The sequence below is a fragment of the Granulimonas faecalis genome (assembly GCF_022834715.1).
GTDB lineage: Bacteria > Actinomycetota > Coriobacteriia > Coriobacteriales > Atopobiaceae > Granulimonas > Granulimonas faecalis.
Map to the genome: position 1 here is coordinate 1,984,573 of NZ_BQKC01000001.1, position 18,090 is coordinate 2,002,662.

An 18,090-nucleotide genomic window follows, 5' to 3' on the forward strand; every position below is an offset into this window, starting at 1 on the left:
CGCACCGGGACCCGCCCGGGGCTTTTGCCCCGGAGCCGCCGGTGCGTGGCAGCGGCCGGCGGGACCGCTAGACTTCTGGTGTCGGCGTCGAGAGAGCAAAAGGAGCCCCCATGGGATTTGCCACCCCCACCTGCCCCATCGCCAAACGGTGCGGCGGCTGCGAATGGCTGGCCGTCCCCTACCCCATCCAGCTGCGCCGCAAGCGCGAGGCCGTGGTGGGGCTCTTCTCGGACCTCCTGGACTCCGGGGCGAGCGAGGCCGCCCCGGGTGACGTGGCCATCGTGGGCATGGAGGCGCCACGAGGGTACCGGCACAAGGCGGCCACGCCCTTCTCGCCCGGCAAGGGGGGCATGATCCGCAGCGGCTTCTACGAGCGGGGCACGCACCGCATCGTGCCATGCGCCGCCTGCCTGGCCGAGGACCCGCGCTGCCGGCCCATCCTCAACGACATGGCCCGGGTGGCCGAGCGGCTCAAGATCCGCGCCTACGACGAGGACAAAGGCCGCGGCATGCTGCGTCACGCCGTGGTGCGCACCGGCTGGAGGACCGAGGAGGGGCTGCTCACCGTCGTGACCAACGGCAACACCCTGGCCCACGGCCGCGAGCTGGCCGAGGCCGTGGCCGAGGCGGCGCCGCTCAGGCTGTCGGTGGTGCAGAACATCAACCAGCGGCGGACGAACGCCATCCTGGGACCCACATCGAAACCCCTGCTGGGGCCCGGCGTCATGCACGACTCGCTGCTGGGCGTGACCTTTGAGATCGGCCCCACGAGCTTCTACCAGACCAACCCCGAGCAGACCGAGGCGCTCTACCGGCTGGCCATCGACGGCGCGCGGCTGGAGCCGGGCCAGACGCTGCTGGACGCCTACTGCGGCATCGGGACCATCGGCCTGTGCGCGGCCAAGGCCGTGGACGGCGTCTCCGTGGTGGGCGTGGAACGCGTGGAGGGGGCCGTGGCCGACGCGCGGCGCAACGCACGGGCCAACGGGCTGGGGGGCCGGGCGCGGTTCGTCTGCGCCGACGCCACGGCCTACCTGGCCGACTCCAAGCACAACCGCACCGGGTTCGACGTCGTGGTGCTCGACCCGCCCCGGGCCGGCGCCACGGAGGCGTTCCTCTCGGCGTGCGATGCCAGCGGGTGCGGGCGCATCGTGTACGTGAGCTGCAACCCGGTGACCCAACGGCGCGACCTGGACTTCCTCGTGGGGCGCGGCTGGCTGCTGGAGTCGCTGACGGTGGTGGACATGTTCCCACACACCAAGCACGCCGAGACGGTGGCGGCGCTGCGGAGGCGGTAGCCGCGGGGCCCGCACCGGACCCGCATGATGTGACATGTGACAGAGGTGCCTGGCCCATCTGTCACTTCGCTTATTTCTCTATTGATGAATGGCGCGCATCGGGGCTCCGTGGGACAAAAGTGCCCGACCATTGGGACAAAAGTGTCCGGGTGGTGGGACGGGGGTCCTGCCTGCTAGCCCCTCTGCACCATGGGGAACACCAGGTGGAACTCCGTGCCCGACTCGCCGTCGGAGAAGACGCTCGCCTCCACGCCCATCTTGCGGCAGAGGTCGCGCACGAGGAACAGGCCGATGCCCGTGGAGTTGGACCGGGCGAGGTCGCGGCCGTTGGAGCCCACGAAACCCTTGTCCCACACCCGGGGGAGATCCTGGGGCGCGATGCCCACGCCGTTGTCGGCCACGGTCAGCTCCACGCGCTCGGCCGAGCCGCCCGCCGCCAACCTACGGCCGGTGAACGAGAGACACGGGCTCTCCTCGGCCCCCATGTACTTGCAGGCATTGTCCACGAGCTGGCCCACGATGAAGCCGCACCACTTGGGGTCGCAGTAGACCGGCTGGTCGAGACCGTCGAAGGAGACGGAGACGCCGGACTCCTGGATCAGCGTGGCGCGGGCGCGTACGGCGTCGCGTACGAGCTCGCCGAGGGTGGTCTCGCGCACCACGTAGTCGCGGTCCACGGTGTAGGAGCGGGCGAAGAAGAGGGCCTGGTCCACATAGTCCTCGATGCGCTGCAGCTCCGGGGCGATGCGGCCGGACACCGGGCCCGGGTTGGCCTGGACGATGAGGGAGGCGGCGGCCACCGGGGTCTTGACCTCATGGCTCCAGCGCTCGATGAAGGCACGGTACTCGGCTGAGTCGGCCCTGACGGCGGCGGCGTCGGCGTCGGCCTGGGCGAGCAGAGCGTCCACGGCGTCATCCACGAGGGCGGCGCGGCCGGAGCGCAGGCTCGGGAGGTCGCAGGCCAGGTCGAGCGCGTTGGGGGTGTCGCCTGGGTGGGCGCGGCCGATGAGGCTCACGCGCCTCCAGAAGCCCGCCGACGGCAGGTACTCCATGGCCAGGCGCCCCGCCTCCACGGCGGCGAGCGTCACCAGCACAAGGTAGACCATGTCGCGCGGCGTCCCCACCAGGCGGAGGAGCCCCGCGACCACGAAGAGGGCCACCCCGTAAAGGGCGAGGCCCGGCAGCTTGGACCTCAGGAACCGGAGGAACTCCATGGTCACACCGAGTAGCCCTGGCCGCGGTGGGTGACCAGGTAGTCGCGCACGCCGATACGGGCCAGCGTCTGGCGCAGCCGGTTGATGTTGACGGTCAGGGTGTTGTCGTCCACGTAGGCGTCGGTGTCCCAGAGCTCGCACATGAGAGCCGTGCGGGACACCACGGACCCGGCGTTGCGCATGAGGTAGGCGAGGAGTCGCAGCTCGTTGCGGGTGAGCTCCACGGTCTGGCCGTTGGCCGCGGCGGAGGAGGCCTCGACGTCGAGGGAGAGCCCGTTGTGCTCCACCACCGGACGCGACCGGGAGCCCTGGACGCGGCGGAGCAGGGCCTCGATGCGGGCGGCGAGCACGTGGGCGGAGTAGGGCTTGGCCACGAAGTCGTCGGCCCCCATGGTCATGGACAGCACCTCGTCCACCTCGGAGCTGCGGCTCGTCACCACGATGATGGGGACGTCGGAGCGGGAGCGGATCTCCCGGCAGACCACCGTGCCGTCCACGCCGGGCAGGCCGAGGTCGAGGAGCACGAGGTCGCAGGCGGCGTCGAGCACGGTCTGCGACGTGCGGGAGAAGTCCGTGACGGGCACCGGCTCGTAGCCGCGCTGGGAGAGGATCTGGGCCAGGGCGTCGCGGATGGCGGCGTCGTCCTCGACCAGTGCGATGCGCGTCATGGGTCCTCCTTCTGCCTGCGGTAGGTACGGGTGCGGGCGGACGCGGCGGGCGCCCGGGTCAGATACCGCGGCCCTGCTTGGCGGTCGTGGCCTCCCGAAGCCTCCCGAGCTGGGCCGCGAACGTCTCGGCCGCGGGGCCGCCGTTGTCGGAGGCGGGCACCACGCCGTGCTCGTCGGAGACGAGGAACACCTCGTCGAAGGGCTCCCCCGCGGCGACCCTCTGAGCCAGTGTCCCATCAAAGGTCACCGGGCGCCCTAACGTTTCCGTAAGGTCCATGAGCAGGGTGCCGGCGCCGCCGCAGGTGAAGGTGTCGCCGAAGCCCGCCAGCAGGGCGCCGTCCGCGACGGCCCAGAGCGTTTCGGGCGCCACCGACGTGCGCGCGCCCTCCTCGGCCGACGCGGCGGCACGGGCGGCGAGGGCAGCGGCCGAGGTGTCGGCCAGGGGCTCGTAGGGACCCACGGCCATGGCCCCGTGGCCCGCGGCGTCCACGGCGAGCATGAGGACGCCGTCGGGGTCGTCGGCGGCGCCGGAGTCCAGGGTCTGCTCCAGGTGCTGGCGCACCCAGGCGAGGAACTCCGGCGTGGGGGCCCAGCCGTCGGTGACGCGCTCGCCGAGGGCGCGGATGTGGCGGCCGGCCATGGGGATGCGGCGGTCCGAGAGGCGCCAGCGGCACACGAGCACGGGCTCGCCCAGGGTGAACTCGTCGAGGGCGGCGAGGTCTGCGTCGGTGTAGTCGCGGTCTGGGTCGAGCATGGGGCCTCCTGGGACGGTCGTATGAGGCCGGCGGGCGCGCCGGCACCCTCCATGGTAGCGCCACCGCCACACCACCCCCCTGTCCCACCACCCGGACACTTTTGTCCCAATGGTCGGGCACTTTTGTCCCACATCACGGTTGAGCCGCCGTCACGTCGGTCGGGCCCTCCAGGCGCCACACGGTGTCCCTGGTGCGCATCTTCCATCAATATAGCAATATACTAAGTGACAGATGGGCCAGGCACCTCTGTCACGCCAGGCACCTCTGTCACGAAAGCGGCGGCAAAAATGCCCGGTCAACTGGACAGGGGGCCGAGAGGCATCCCGCCCCTCGACCCCCTGTCGGCCCGACGGCCCTCGGCCCTAGTGGCGGAAGTGCCTCCTGCCCGTGAAGACCATCGCGATGCCGAGCTCGTTGCAGGCGGCGATGACCTCCTCGTCGCGCACGGAGCCGCCGGGCTGGATGATGGCGGTCACGCCGCGGGCCGCGAGCTCGTCGACGTCGTCGCGGAACGGGAAGAACGCGTCGCTCGCGGCGGCGAGGTTCTCCGGCGCCAGCCCCATGCGCTCACACGCCCTGTGGGCGCGGTCGCAGGCGATGATGGCGGAGTCCACGCGGTTGGGCTGGCCCGGCCCCATGCCGATGCCGGCGTCGTCCTTGGCCACGAGGATGGCGTTGGACTTCACGGTCTTGACCACCTTCCAGCCGAACTCCAGGTCGTGGAGCTCCTGCTCGGTGGGCTGCCGCTCGGTGACCACACGGTAGTCGTCGGGCGTCTCGGTCACGCGGTCGACCTCCTGCACGAGCAGGCCGCCGTCCACCGTGCGCATCTCCAGCGCCGCCGGGGCGTCCACACCGCCGGTGGCCAGCACGCGCAGGTTCTTGCGACGCGCCAGGCGCTCCAGGGCCTCGTCGGTGAACGACGGGGCGATGAGCACCTCCACGAACTGCTTGTTGACGTCGGCGAAGTGCTCCACGAGCGAGAGGGGCACCTCGCGGTTGCAGGCGATGATGCCGCCGAAGGCGCTCACGGGGTCGCAGGCGTAGGCCTTGTCGTAGGCGGCGGTGACATCCTCGGCCACGGCGGAGCCGCAGGGGTTCTGATGTTTGAGGATGATGCACGCGGGCTCGTCGAACTCGCGGACGGCCGCCCACGCAGCGTCGGTGTCGAGGAGGTTGTTGTAGGAGAGCGGCTTGCCGTTGAGTTGCACGGCGTTGGCCAGCGAGTGGGCCGGGGCGTCGTCCTCGCGGTAGAACGCGGCCGCCTGGTGCGGGTTCTCGCCGTAGCGGAGGTCCTCCTGCTTGGTGAGGCCCACGGTGAGGCGCTCGGGGAACGCCGTGGCCTCGGCGCCCTCGTCCTCGGCGAGGCGGCCGGCGAGCCACGTGGAGATGGCTGTGTCATAGGCCGCGGTGGTGGTATAGGCCTTCACCTGGAGGCGGCGGCGCAGCTCGAGGGAGGTGGCGCCGCCATGGGCGGCCATGTCGTCGAGGATGTCGGGGTAGTCGGCCGGGTCGCACACCACGGTGACGCTGTCGGAGTTCTTGGCGGCGGAGCGGAGCATGGACGGGCCGCCGATGTCGATGTGCTCCACGGCGTCCGCGAACGTGACATCGGGCGAGGCGACGGTCTTCTCGAACTCGTAGAGGTTGACGCACACGAGGTCGATCATCGGGATGCCGTGCTCCTCGGCCTCGGCCATGTGGCCGGCATCGTCGCGGCGGGCGAGGAGGCCTCCGTGGACCTTGGGGTGCAGCGTCTTCACGCGGCCGCCCATCATCTCCGGAAAGCCGGTATAGTCGCCGATCTCGACCACGTCCACGCCGCCGGCCGTCAGGGCCTTGGCCGTGCCGCCGGTGGAGACGATCTCGACGCCGTAGGTGTCCTGGAGCTGTCGGCAGAACTCCACCACGCCGGTCTTGTCGGTTACCGAGACCAGCGCGCGATTGACGGGCCTGTCTGTCATTGGGCCTCCCCTTCTCTCCCTGGTTTTGCCGCTGCCTGCGGCACGGCGGGCCTCTCGCTCCCGCGGTTCCCATCGTAGCCGAACGAGGGGAGCGCCTCAGGGCCGAGGCGGGGCGCGGCGCCGGGGCGGTGCCGGGGCGGGGCGGTGCCGCCTCGACCCGCCGGCCGCCAGCTGCCAGCTGCCTCTTGCCACCCGGTACCCGTCACCCGCCACCCGTCACGGCACCTGAACGCGGTTGAGGGCGACCCTCTCGGTACCTGAACGCGCCTGCGGGCGGTTTTCGCGCGCCTGAACGCGGCTGGGGGCGGATTCCGGCGCCGTCACGCCTTTGGAGTCGCCCTCAACCATGTCAGGTGGAGAAAGAAAGGAAGGAAGGCGGAAGGATGGAAGAGGTGGGGGCGGCGGTCCGGCAACCGCTCGTCACCTGGCCGCCGTCACCCGACGCCCCCATCGCCCGCCCCCCTCACCCGGCGCCCTCCGCGGCGAGGCCGGCGGCGTTCCAGCCGAAAAGCGCACGCCTGAGCCGCACCCGGTTGCGCCACACGCCAGGGCGCGGCTCCTCCGGGTCCATACCGAGATGCCCACGGACCACGTCCATGAACGCGTCGCAGGCAGCGGGGTCCATGAGCTGGCCGCGGGTAAGGGACAGGCAGACGATGCCGCGCGCCGCGTACAGCGTGCGCTTGCGGGCGTCGCGGTCCGCGGCGCGGGAGTCCCCGTGGACGGCGTCGCTGTCGTACTCCACCACCAGGCCCGCCTCCTCCCAGTAGAAGTCCGGGACCACGGTGCCCGCGCCGACGATCCGGGCCTCCTCCGGCGTGAGGCCCATGGGACGGTTGACCTCCGGCGTCGGGATACCGTGGCCGCCGCGCCGACGTGGGAGCGTCATAAGGCAGGCGACACGACCCTCCATGGGCGAGGCCGTGCGGTCGCACACGCCCTGGAGCATGCGGTCGACGTGCTTGGGAAAGCAGCCGCCGCGTAGCAGGACGGCGGCGTCCATGAGGTCGGCGACGGCGGAGAGCGGCTCCCGCCCGTCGAGGCCGAACGGTGCGTCGTCGCAGGGACGGAAGGTGCCTGTGAGCTCCCAGGCCAGCTCCCGCGCCACCGTGACGCCGGCCTTGAGGGCCAGCTGCGCCCACGAAACCTCCGGCGCCACCGCCGTCACCGTACCGTCGCCGCGCGGCGAACGGGCCTCCACGAGCGGGACCGGCTCGCGGCATGCCGCCGGAACCACATGGCACACCGCCCGCTTGACGCGGCGGCGCATATCCTGCGAGGCACACAGGACGTGGATGGGGCATTCGGCCGGGTGGCTCGTCCACCGCCGCAGCCGGCGGACACCCTCGGTGCACATGGCCGCGCCGAGGGCGTCGGCGGACTCCTCGGCATCGAGGCGCCGCACAGGGGCCCACCCTTGGCGCCAGAGCCAGAGGGCGGACTCATGGGACACCACCGGCCCCGCCCCGGGAGACGGGGGGTCGACGGCCTCAATAGGGACGATCTCGCAGGTACACTCCACTGTCATTCTCTCTCCTCCCTCGGTCCTTCCGTTGGGGAGGAGAGCGTAGCAACCGTGTCTGACCGCGATTCGACGCCTTTCCGACCGTTTTCCGACACCCCCTGACAGCACCGGCGTCAGGGGGTGTCGGGGGGAGACGGGTGACGGCGGGGAGGAGCGGGCACCCTCTCGGCACCTGAACGCGACTGGGGGCGGATTCCGGCCGCCTGAACGCAGTTGAGGGCGACCTCCGGCGGTTATGCCCGCGGAAAGTCGCCCTCAACTGCATTCAGGTGCCGTCAGGTACCGAGAGGGGGGGGTGCCGAAGGGGGGTGCCAGATGGGGCGCTGGGGGGGGCGCAGCCAGCCGAGAGCCGCCAGGGAGGCCCCACGGCGCGCTGGCTGCGTCAGGCCCTGCGATGGATCCGTGCCGCCATCGCCGTCGCCGCAGCCGCGACCGCCGCGGCGATGCCGAGGAGCACGCCGCCGCCCCGCTGGAAGTCGCCCGTCTCGGCAACGAGGCCCGCCGCCGCGCCGCGCTCCCCCACCGGGACCACCGTGGCCCGGCCGTCGGCAGCGGTGACGCTCACGCCGGCAGCGGCGCCGCCCTCGGCAGACCCCGCACCGGTGCCCTTGTCCACGGCCCCACCGGAGCCATCACCACCGGACACGGCCCCACCGGAGCCATCACCACCGGACACGGCCCCACCGGAGCCACCAGCGCCGTGGTTCCCGCCAGACGTGCCGCCGTCAGACGCATCACCGCCGGGCACGTCGGCCGGGTCCTCCGACCAGCGGGCGTAGAAGACCTTGTCGCCCGTGGCGTCGGCGCCCACCTCGGTCACCGGGTCGCCGGAGAAGTCGGCCGTCTCGTACCACCCCTCGAAGGTGTGGCCGGCCTTCGTGGGCACCGGCAACACGCATCCCTCACCGTGCACGTAGCCGTCGGGGGCGCCTTCGGGCAGCTCGCCGCCATCGGTCTCGTAGACGATCCCGTAGTCGTTGGCGCGCCAGCGGGCGTAGAAGGACTTGTTGCCCGTGGCGTCCGGCGCGATCTCATCCACCGGGGAGCCCGAGAAGTCCGCGGTGGCGTACCAACCCTCGAAGGTGTAGCCGGACCTCGTCACCATCTGGGGTAGCACGAGGCCGGTGCCGTAGGTGTAGTGGGTGAGGCGGCGATCGAGGATCCTGCCGCCCTCGGGATCGAGGTAGACGAGGTAGGTGTCGGGGACCCACCTCGCGTAGAAGACCTTGTCGCCCGTAGCGGTCGCTTCGATCTGCGTCACCGGGCTGCCGGAGAAGTCGGCCGACTCGTACCAGCCGCCGAAGGTGCAGCCCACATGGGAGGCCGACGGCAGCGTCACGGCCGTGCCCGGGGTGTAGGAGGTCACGTCGAGGCCGACGAGGGTGCCGCCGTTCAGCTCCAAGCGCACCGAGCAGGGCGACACCGACCAGCGGGCCGTGAGGGTCGTCGGCGCCGTCACGGGCGCGGCGAAGTCGTAGGGGGCGCCGGCCCCAAGGGCGTACCACCCCTCGAAGGTGTGGCCGGCCAGGGTGGGGTCGGTCGGCCGGGAAGCCGCCTGGCCGGCCTCCACGAACTCCATGGCAGGCGTGGGCGAGCCGCCCGCGGCGTCGAAGGCCACGCTGTGGAGGGCCGCCGAGGCCGTGGCCGCAGAGGGAGCGATGCCCATCCCGCCCAAGGCCTCCACCGTGACCACATAGGTCCCGGGGTCGGCGGGTACGTCCACCCCCACGGAGGAGACGCCGGCAGCCACATCGATGTCAAGGACCGTGGTGTCGGGGGCGTCTGCCCCGGCGGCCTCCACCACGTGGTAACCGGAAGCCCCGTCCACCTGGCCCCAACCCACGCCGTCGTGGGTGACGTTCCAGGCCACCGACGCAGGGGCCGCCAGACGCCACTGGGCCGTGAGGGTGACAGGGGCCATGATCTGGGCGCCCCATCCCGTGAAGTCGTAGGGGATCACCAAGGCGCCACTCACCGGGGAGGCGGTCCACCCTTTGAACTCGTTGGCCCCCCAGGAGGGATCGGCAGGCCTGTTGCGGAGGCGGCCGCCCTCCTCCACGAGCATGGCCACGGGCTCCACCGCCTCACCGTTGTTGGGGTCGAGGGAAACCGTGAGGAGCCTGTCGCGACCCTGGGTGATGCCGGAGCTCGAGCCGCCGGCCGACTGGGCCACGCCCACGGCGAACTCATAGGCCCCCGGATCGGTCACGGTGAAGTCGAAGCTGGTGCCCTGGGTCTTCTCGGCATCGACCTGAATGCCGTTTTTAAGGATTCTGATGTCGTAGAGCAGGGCGCCGTCCACGGCGTCCCAGGAGGCCGTGGCAGTATTGGGCCCGGTGACGGTCCAGCGCATGTTGGAGATTATCCGGGCCTGGTCCGCCGCCTCCACGGCGGATTCGTCGGGGTCGGCCAGCGCCGGCGTCACGGCCACCGAGAGGCCCGTCCCCGCGATGCATGCGACGGCCACGACGGCGGCCGCCCTCCCCTTCCAACGGTATCCAGATGTGCCCACGACCGGGACCTCCTCGAACGAGCCCTCCGCCCCTGGCTGGCCGCCACGGGACGCTCGGCTCGATTCCTTCCCACTGGAATTCCCATAAAACGTGAAAAATCAAACGCGTTTAGAAGATCACAAGCATGAGGGCAACCTGTTGACAGAAAAGGCCCCCGCCGATGCGGGGGCCTTGGGAGGAACGCTCTGGGCGGGCAGCCTACATGTGGATGCGGGTGCCGCTGGTGCCCTTCATGGCCTCGGGGGCCTTCTCGAGGGAGCCGATGATGGCCACGCGGCCGGGGCGGCTCTTGGCGAACTTGACGGCGGCCTTGACCTTGGGCTCCATGGAACCCTTGCCGAACTGGCCCTCGGCCAGGTACTTCTCGGCCTCCTCGACGGTGATGTCCTCGAGGTCCTGTTGGTCGGGCTTGCCGAAGTTGATGGCCACGTGATCCACGGCGGTGAGGAGGATCAGCTTCTCGGCGTCGCAGTCCTCGGCGAGCAGCTCGCCGGCGAGGTCCTTGTCGATGACGGCGCCGACGCCCACGAGGGCGTTGTCCTGCTCGTACACGGGGATGCCGCCGCCACCGCAAGCGATGACGATGTACTCCTCGTCGAGCAGGTGGCGGATGGAGCCGATCTCAACGATGGACTTGGGCGCCGGGGAGGCGACGACGCGACGGTAGCCGCGGCCGGAGTCCTCCATGAACTGCCAGGTGGGGTTCTCGGCCTTCTGGGCGTCCGCCTGCTCCTTGGTGAGGAACTGGCCGATGGGCTTGGTGGGGTTCTCGAAGGCGGGGTCGTTCTTGTCTACCTCGACCTCGGTCACGATGGTGGCCACGTGCCACGGCTTGCCCTGGCGACGGATCTCGTTGCCGAGGCCCTTCTGCAGGTGGTAGCCGATGTAGCCCTGGCTCATGGCGCCGCACTCGGGCAGGTCCATGGCCGGGATCTCGCGGTTGATGTCGTTGGCGGTGGCGAACGACTTCTGGATCATGCCGACCTGAGGGCCGTTGCCGTGGGTGATGACGATCTCGTTGCCGAGCTCGATGAGGCCGAGCAGCGCGGGCGCGGCGACATCGATGCGCTCCATCTGCTCGGAGGGGTTGTCGCCGAGGGCGTTGCCGCCGAGGGCCACGACGATGCGGTCGGGCTTGCCCGGGGCCTTGGTGTAATCAGAAGCCATGTGTGTCCTCCCAATAGTCCATTTGAAACGCAAAGCCCCGTGCCGAGAATCACGGGGCTCCTTACCTTTTCAGGTATACCCCCGAGGCGCCCGATGATTATGGAGAGCTTATGCATTGCGCCGAGCGGTAGGTATCTCGTTTTCAGTGGTAGATAGGTTTTTTCAAGATGCCGTGTATGAATCCATCCGTGAATTTCATGCGTCAGCGTCTGCATTCCTTTAAAACCCGTTCTCGTGCATAGCATTGCAGGTTGCTTGCAGAAATAAAGGGACAGCGACAGGCCACCCCGGGCCGGGGCAGGAGCCCGGCGCCTCGGCTCTCCAGCCCCCCCCCGCCACCGGTACCCCTCGGCACCTCCCGGCTCTCCTCGCCTCCCGGCATGCCCCCCGACACCTGAACGCGATTGGGGGCGGGTCGGGCGACGACCTGTCGGCGAAAACCGCCCTAGAGCGCGTTCAGGTGGCCGATTTCTGCCCCCAGGTGCGTTCAGGTGCGGAGGGGGTCGCCCTCAGACGCGTTCAGGTGCGGAGGAGGGGCCCAGGGAGGAGGTCCCGGGGAGGAGGGGATGCAAGAAGGGGGCAGCCGGGAATGTCGACAAGTGCGGGGCAGGGCGTCGACCGCCCCGCCCCGGTGTGGGACAGAAGTGTCCGAGTGATGGGACATGGGCAATGGGACGGCCGGACCAGCGGCTAGAAGGCGCCACCACCTCCGCCGCCGCCGAAGCCGCCCCCTCCGCCGCCGGAGAAACCGCCGCCGCCACCGCCGCCAGAGCTCGTCGACGACGCGGCCACGGCCGCCGTGGACGCCTGATAGCTCGAGGCGGCCGCATCCCCGAAGACCGACGCCGGAGACCCCATTGACCCGTGGGCGCTCCACCAGATGTAGGTGGGCATGAAGCCGGGGTCGTCCAGGATCTCGGGCACGGCCACGCGCAGCTGCTCGATCACCTCGTCGGCCACACCCAGGACCACGGCCATGACCAGCAGGCGGTTCCACAGCACGACGTCGGTGGGCACGGCCTCCTCAAGGCGCGTGAAGTCCTTGAGCCAGCGGCGCAGCGCCTCGAGCTTGGCGCGCAGCTCCACGGCCTCGGCCGAGTAGGCCTTGAGCCGGCCCACGACCACGAGCGACGCCACGATGCCGGCAACGGGCAGGAGCAGCGTGAGGAAGGCGGGCAACGGGGCCTCGAACGCCAGGAGGGCGACGAACCCGAGGACGAGGGCGATGCCACTCAGGACGATGCAGAGGACGCAGAAGCCGGCGCCCGTCGACTCCCCGGTGAGGAAGCCACGTGCGGTGCAGGCGCCCTCCACGGCGGACGACCAGCCCTCGTAGGCCTCCACGAACTCCTCGGGATGCTTCTTGGCCACCTTCTTGAGGCGCGAGAAGTCCAGGGCCACACGACCGTCGGCGGGCGGCTCGTAGCCCTTCACGAGGGGCGCCACGTCGTCGAAGATGCAGGTCATGAACGCACGGTCCACGGGGTCGGAGAGATCGTCGGCGCGACGCGGGTTCTTCACCAGCTGGTAGTCCTCCCGGGGCCGCCCGAGGATCCCCTTCTTGGGAACCTCCACGAGGTTGAGGTCGACGGCCCCGGCGTCAGAAGCGTGCATGAGGGTGGCGGTGAAGCCCTCGGACGTGGCGTCGCCGTCGTTGAGCAGGGCGCCGAGCACGGCGGGGTGGTCGTCGGAGGGGACGTCGCGGAAGTACTCGTCCTGGAAGACCGGACGGTGGCGCTTCCGATAGCGCGAGAGGACCCACAGCGGCACGGCCACCGAAGCGGCGCCCGCCGTCACCACCGCCACCCCGGTGCCGCCGTAGACGACACGGGCCATCTCGCGGCGCCGGTTGGCCTCGTCGGCCCAGCGCTGCTCCTCGGAGAGGATCGAGTCCATGCGCGGCGTCGAGGAGGGCGTCACCGAGGAGAGCCAGGAGACCGGGAAGGTGATGCGGGCCTCCGCGAAGTCGTCGCCGCCCACCGCGGGCACCGAGAAGACGACGTCGTCGCCGCCGAACGACACCGAGCCGTCGAGGGTGCCGTGGCCCCAGGCCCGCACGTTGCCCTCGGGCTCCACGGACTGGCCGGCGGGCACCGGTAGGTGGACGGTGCACGTGACGTCCTGGGAGGTCTCGTCCCAGCCGTCGGACACGAACTTCCAGTAGAGCTCGCCGGTGTCGGCCCAGGCGGACGCAAGGCCCGGCAGCCGGTAGACGATGCGGTAGGTGACGTCCTCGTCGTCGGCCGGGTTGTAGAGCTTGACCTCGGTGTAGGTACCCTCGGGGTCCAGCTCGTAGGTGCCGGTGGCCCCGGAGTAGCCCTCGGAGAACGACTGCAGCTGGCCGGACGGCGAGACCACGCCCACCGACTCCACCTGCGGGTCGACGGAGCGACCCTCGTAGTCACCGGCGGGAAGGCGCCAGTACACGCCGTTGAAGCTGCCGTCGAACGAGAAGGTGCGGTCCTCGGTAACGACGAGGGTGCCGTCGGGCTGCAGCGTGGCGTCGATGTCCACGTGCGGGATCTCGTACGACTTGGCGAGGGCGGATACGGGCGCGGCCAGCCATGCGACGAGCGTCACCGCGACGACGGCCAACAGGAGCGGGAGGGCGCCGAGCCGACGGCGCCGGACATGCTCGACCATGGGGCCACCTCCAAAGGAGCGGACGGTCCCCACAGTCTAATGAAGTGCTTATGTCCCCACAAGGGTTTTCAGGTTTACCGATCTGGGCAAGGGGGGCAGGAGGGGCGCGGGGCTGGGGCGTGCGTGCGGCGTCCCGGGGGAGGGCCGCCCCCTCGGCACCGTTCCCCAGAGGGAACCTGAACGCGTCTGAGGGCGACCTCCTCCGGCCTCCTCGGCACCTGAATGCGTCTAGGGGCGGAAATCCGCCGTATGAACGCGTTGCAGGGTGATTCTCGCCGATACGGGCCCGGCAGACCCGCCCTCAACCGCATTCAGGTGCGGAAAGAGGGGTGCGGCACCCGAAGCGCCCCGGTGGGACAAAAGTGTCCGACCATTGGGACAAGGCCATTGGGACGGGACCGACGTCGGGCGCATCCCGTGACGGCTGCCCGGGACGGGGCTTAGGGCCTGGCGAAGGGCTCCGCAGGAACGAGAAGGCCCACCAGCAGGAGAAGCGCCGCGACCGCGGCGACGGAGAGGACCCAGAGGCCGCGGCGGCAGCCTCGACGGGATACCGTGCGGCGCTTAGGACGGGCGGTGTGCATGGGCACCTCCCAACAAACCGGACGATTCCAACAGTTTAAAGGTGACGTCCCCGGAAAACCACCGCCTACGACCGGGACCGGGACCCCGTCAACGGGAGAATGACCTCGTCCATGAGCCTGGCGGCCAAGGCCGGGTAGGAGTGGCTGTCCACATAAGCGGCATCCCCGTCGACAGAGGTGGTCCCCTCCTCGAGCCACTGGCGGTAGAGCCCCGTCACAAACCTGCGGGCCCGCACAGCGTCAGCCGCGGCCGTGGGGGCCTCCATGACCACGCCCGCCCGGGCCGACTCCACCACCCGCCGCGCCTCCGAACCGCTCAGCTCGCCCGTGCAGGCCCCCAGCACCGGCACCCCGGCCATGAGGTACTCCCAGAGCTTGCCGGTTATCACCCCTTGCTGGGCGGAGGTGTTCCACGTGGAGAACGCCAGCAGCGCCGAGGCCTGCTGGAGGTCGAGCACCTCGTGGCGAGGGAGCAGCCCGAGGTCCCGCACGGGAAAGGAGACGCCCTCCACCGTGGCCGCCTGGCAGCGGAAGACCGCAGAGCTCGCCCCGGCATAGACGAACTCCAGGTGGTCGCCGTCGACCTCCCCGTCGTCGACCATGGCCTGGAGCAGGCGCAGCACGGTGGCGATGTTTTCCGTCTCCCACGGAAAGTGGTAGAGGGTGCCGGTGTAGGAGACACGGAAGCGGTCGAGGGGGCGCCGCGCCCCCTCCGGACGCCGGGGACGGTCGGCAGGGTCGAAGCCGTTGGTGAGCACGTGGACCGGCTGACCGGGGCGGGCAAAGATCAGGGGTACGAGGCCCTGGGACACCGCGAGCGCGGCGTCGGCGGAGGCCACCACCTCACCGTAAGCCTTGCAGAGACGCCGGTCGGCGGGGTTGCGGGACACCGGGTCGCGAAAATCGGCCAGCCACACCACGTCGGGGCGGCGGCGCTTCTCGGCCCGGGCCACCAGATGGGGCCAACCGGGACCGCACGTTGAGACGATCACGTCGTAGGAGGAGAGGTCCATGGCCGAGCCGCGGGCGGCGAGGAGGCGCCCGAGGGCCAGGTCGACCCGGCGGCCAAAGGACTTCAGGTCCTCGAAGGCGCCCTTATAGGTCACGGCCGCTTGGACGGGGCCGTCGTCCTCCCGGGCCCTGAGGAGCCGGGCCATCCACGACCTCGCCCCGGCAAAGGCCCGGACGGCCACCGGGGGTCTCAACAGATGGAAGGTCCCAAAGTGCTCCATGTCTGCCAGGAGGGTGTCGTCACGGCGATACCGGCCTGCGGGGTCGGAGAAGTCCTTGTAGGTGGTGAGGACGTCGACCTCGACGTCGTGGTCGAGGGCCAGGTACTTCCCGAGCTTGGTCCAGCGCAGGGCGGCGACGCTCTGGAGCGGGGCCATGTGCTCTCCTATGAGAAGAAGCCTCAAAGCCCGCCCTCCATCGCCAACCGGACAACCCATGGGCCACCATGGTCGCACAAGTTGCCTATTTTGAGGAGGCGGGCCGGGTCCGCTCACGGAGGAAACAGGGACCTCCCTTACGAGAACGTCCGGGCCGCGGGGGTGCGGTCCACCGCAAGGGGCTCCGTGGCCTGGGGCGACGTGGTCACCGTGTAGGTGACGGTGGTCGTCTCCCCGGGGTTCTCCTGGAGGGCGCAGGTCCACTCGTCAAAGCCGTAGACGGTGTGCTGGGCCGCAGAGAAGACACCGCCGGTACCCTGGACGTTGGAAATGGACCCACCGGCCGGAGCCATCAGGTAGAGATGGGTGAGCATGTCGCCCTGGCTGCGCTTGTCGGGGTTCCCGCCGTAGACGTAGTAGGGGGCCGACGCCGCCTCGGCCTCGGTCATGGCGTTGGTGACCGTGGTGGTCACCGGGTAGCTGGTGGAACCGTCAGGGTTCTTGGTGCCCTCGCCCACGGAGGTGCGCATGTCGAGGTACCAGTCCATCTTGGACCAGGTGTAGTCGTTGGTGTAGGTGCCCAGCACCGGCTTGGCGGGATCGTCCTCGAGCCTGCCCGAGAAACCCAGAGCGTCGATGGCGGCCTCCTGGGCCTCGTCGGCCATCCACACCTGGAAGTTGCGGGTGAGGGCGCCGTCGATAAAGGTCTTGGCCAAATCCCCGCTGTCGGCATGGCCAAGGCCAGCAAAGACAGCCTGGAACGAGGCGCCGGCCACCCCGGCAAAGAAGGCGTCCTGGGCCTCCACGGGAAGGTTCCAGTAGGTGTCGTGCATGAGGACGGCGGCGGCGTTGGAGCCGTCCACGTGGACGCCGCCCACGTCAACCGACCGCCCCGTCACCGCCAGGAGCGCCTGGAGGAACACGGGGTCGATGGCCACCACCCCGTTGACGGCCTGGCCCTTGAAGGCCAGCCAGCTCTGGGCGGCGGCCTCGGCAGCCCGGGGGAACTGGGGGGTCATCATGGACGAGCCAGGGTTGTCGACGACGCTACCCATGTCGAAGGCGGCCACCTCCTCGGCAGTGGGAGAAAAGCCGGTGCCCCCCTCCTGGCGCAGCCCCTGAATGGCAGAGAAGTCGCCCAGGGCAATCTTGCCGTCGGTCACCGTCATGGTTCCCCAGGAGCCAGGGAAGCCACCAGAAGAGCGGGTCTCCACATTGTTGAGGGCCACCACGAGGTAGGTTTTTGTCTCTCCATTTGCGCCGAGCATGGAGGGGAGCTGGGGCAGCACGTCGTCGGCCTCATCGAGAAGGTCCGAAGCGGTGGAGAGGGCAGAGCGCGTGCTGTCGATAAGGTCGTTCAGCTTATGAATGTGGAACGGCTCCATGGACTGCACCGTGTGGATGGTGTCTTTCAGAGGGCCCTGCACCTCGAGAACGGCGTCGATCACTTTTTGCAGGATGGGGATGTCCACCTGGCCGCCATCTTTGACCAGCGACTTCACCGAAACGCCGTTGAGGCTGTTGGAGAAGGGCACGAGGCCGTTGTGGGTGAGGATGTTGGCGGAGTTCACGAGCTCGCGGGCTTGGCGCACGTCCTGGCCATAGACGGGGGCGAGCTCGGCCAGGGCCCACAGGGGGCTTGAGACGTGGTCAGCCATGGTCTGCGTGCTCTGGGCGAGCGAGGCGGCCGAGCCGGAGAGCTGGTCGGACTTGCCATTCATGAGGGCGTCTTTGTAGACGGCGAACTCCTGCTTGACGTTACCCACCTCGGACTGGATGGCCTTGACGTCCTGGTACATGGCAAAGCCGAAGGCACCGGCCACGACGGCCAGCACGGCGACGACGATGAGGGTCACCTGCCACCAGCGCGGGCCGCGACGGCGGCGCTTGCCGGGAGCGGGTCTGCCGGAGCGGGACTTAACGCGGTCGAGCTCGGAGGCGCCGTGCCGGGACGGGGCGGGGGCCGCTGAAGCAGAGGCCGTAGGAGCCGCCGCCGTCCGCGACGCCCGGGTGGCCCGGTGCGGGGACGGCTGGGGGCCGGCGGTCTGGGACCGGCCGTAGGGAGAGGCGGTCTGCCTGACGTGGGAGGCCCGGTAGGCAGGGCCCTGGGACGGCCGTTTCTTGGGGTCGGACGGGCCGGGGGCCATGTGCTTGGCAGACACGGAACCTCCTAGGGAAGGCAAAGACGCCGCGAGGCGCCGGCGATGGCATGGGGGCGCCGGGGCCTGATGCGGCCCGGGCAGCTAACCTACCAGTATATACATGGATTTATGGATTGTTTTCTTGCTCTCTGGAGAGGGTGGTGGTGGGACCGAATCTCCATGGGGCGGATCTCCGGTCCGCAAACGGGCCAGAGATCGACATGGGCATT

General features: G+C 70.0%; 12 protein-coding genes. 1 reads left to right on the plus strand and 11 read right to left on the minus strand.

The genetic code is table 11. The features are described 5' to 3' along the window. The first annotated feature begins 110 nt into the window (after positions 1-110). Positions 111-1,298, plus strand: coding sequence for a 23S rRNA (uracil(1939)-C(5))-methyltransferase RlmD (rlmD, locus tag OR600_RS08805; RefSeq protein WP_135978377.1), 1,188 nt, complete (start codon positions 111-113; stop codon positions 1,296-1,298). Positions 1,299-1,471: 173 nt separating this feature from the next. Here rlmD and OR600_RS08810 read toward each other — a convergent pair whose 3' ends face one another. From OR600_RS08810 to OR600_RS08860, 11 genes are all read right to left on the minus strand, one after another. After that, entirely contained in the window at positions 1,472-2,512 is a 1,041-nt protein-coding gene (locus OR600_RS08810) for a sensor histidine kinase (protein WP_204408104.1), read from the minus strand. Between the two features lie 2 nt (positions 2,513-2,514). Next, complete coding sequence (locus OR600_RS08815) at positions 2,515-3,180, minus strand: response regulator transcription factor (protein ID WP_135978375.1); 666 nt, start codon at positions 3,178-3,180, stop codon at positions 2,515-2,517. Positions 3,181-3,238: 58 nt separating this feature from the next. Beyond that, a complete protein-coding gene (locus OR600_RS08820; RefSeq protein ID WP_239652475.1) occupies positions 3,239-3,934 on the minus strand; it encodes a hypothetical protein in 696 nt (231 codons plus the stop codon). Positions 3,935-4,297: 363 nt separating this feature from the next. Beyond that, positions 4,298-5,899 (minus strand): bifunctional phosphoribosylaminoimidazolecarboxamide formyltransferase/IMP cyclohydrolase, encoded by a 1,602-nt coding sequence (gene purH, locus OR600_RS08825; protein WP_135978374.1) that lies wholly within the window; start codon positions 5,897-5,899, stop codon positions 4,298-4,300. A 463-nt stretch (positions 5,900-6,362) separates the two neighbouring features. Then, on the minus strand, positions 6,363-7,427 hold the full coding sequence (locus OR600_RS08830; RefSeq protein WP_251164147.1) for a putative endonuclease domain-containing protein: 1,065 nt from the start codon (positions 7,425-7,427) through the stop codon (positions 6,363-6,365). 379 nt (positions 7,428-7,806) lie between these two features. After that, positions 7,807-9,936, minus strand: coding sequence for an InlB B-repeat-containing protein (locus OR600_RS08835; protein ID WP_265591022.1), 2,130 nt, complete (start codon positions 9,934-9,936; stop codon positions 7,807-7,809). Between the two features lie 199 nt (positions 9,937-10,135). After that, positions 10,136-11,104, minus strand: a complete 969-nt coding sequence (gene arcC / locus OR600_RS08840) for a carbamate kinase (RefSeq protein ID WP_135977809.1) — start codon at positions 11,102-11,104, stop codon at positions 10,136-10,138. A 690-nt stretch (positions 11,105-11,794) separates the two neighbouring features. Continuing rightward, positions 11,795-13,747: a DUF2207 domain-containing protein gene (locus OR600_RS08845; protein WP_265591023.1), complete on the minus strand. Its 1,953-nt coding sequence runs from the start codon at positions 13,745-13,747 to the stop codon at positions 11,795-11,797. 440 nt (positions 13,748-14,187) lie between these two features. Beyond that, positions 14,188-14,331, minus strand: coding sequence for a hypothetical protein (locus OR600_RS08850; RefSeq protein ID WP_168354009.1), 144 nt, complete (start codon positions 14,329-14,331; stop codon positions 14,188-14,190). A 65-nt stretch (positions 14,332-14,396) separates the two neighbouring features. Continuing rightward, positions 14,397-15,719, minus strand: a complete 1,323-nt coding sequence (locus OR600_RS08855) for a glycosyltransferase family protein (RefSeq protein ID WP_265591024.1) — start codon at positions 15,717-15,719, stop codon at positions 14,397-14,399. Between the two features lie 137 nt (positions 15,720-15,856). Then, complete coding sequence (locus tag OR600_RS08860) at positions 15,857-17,881, minus strand: DUF4012 domain-containing protein (protein WP_265591025.1); 2,025 nt, start codon at positions 17,879-17,881, stop codon at positions 15,857-15,859. Positions 17,882-18,090: the final 209 nt, after the last annotated feature.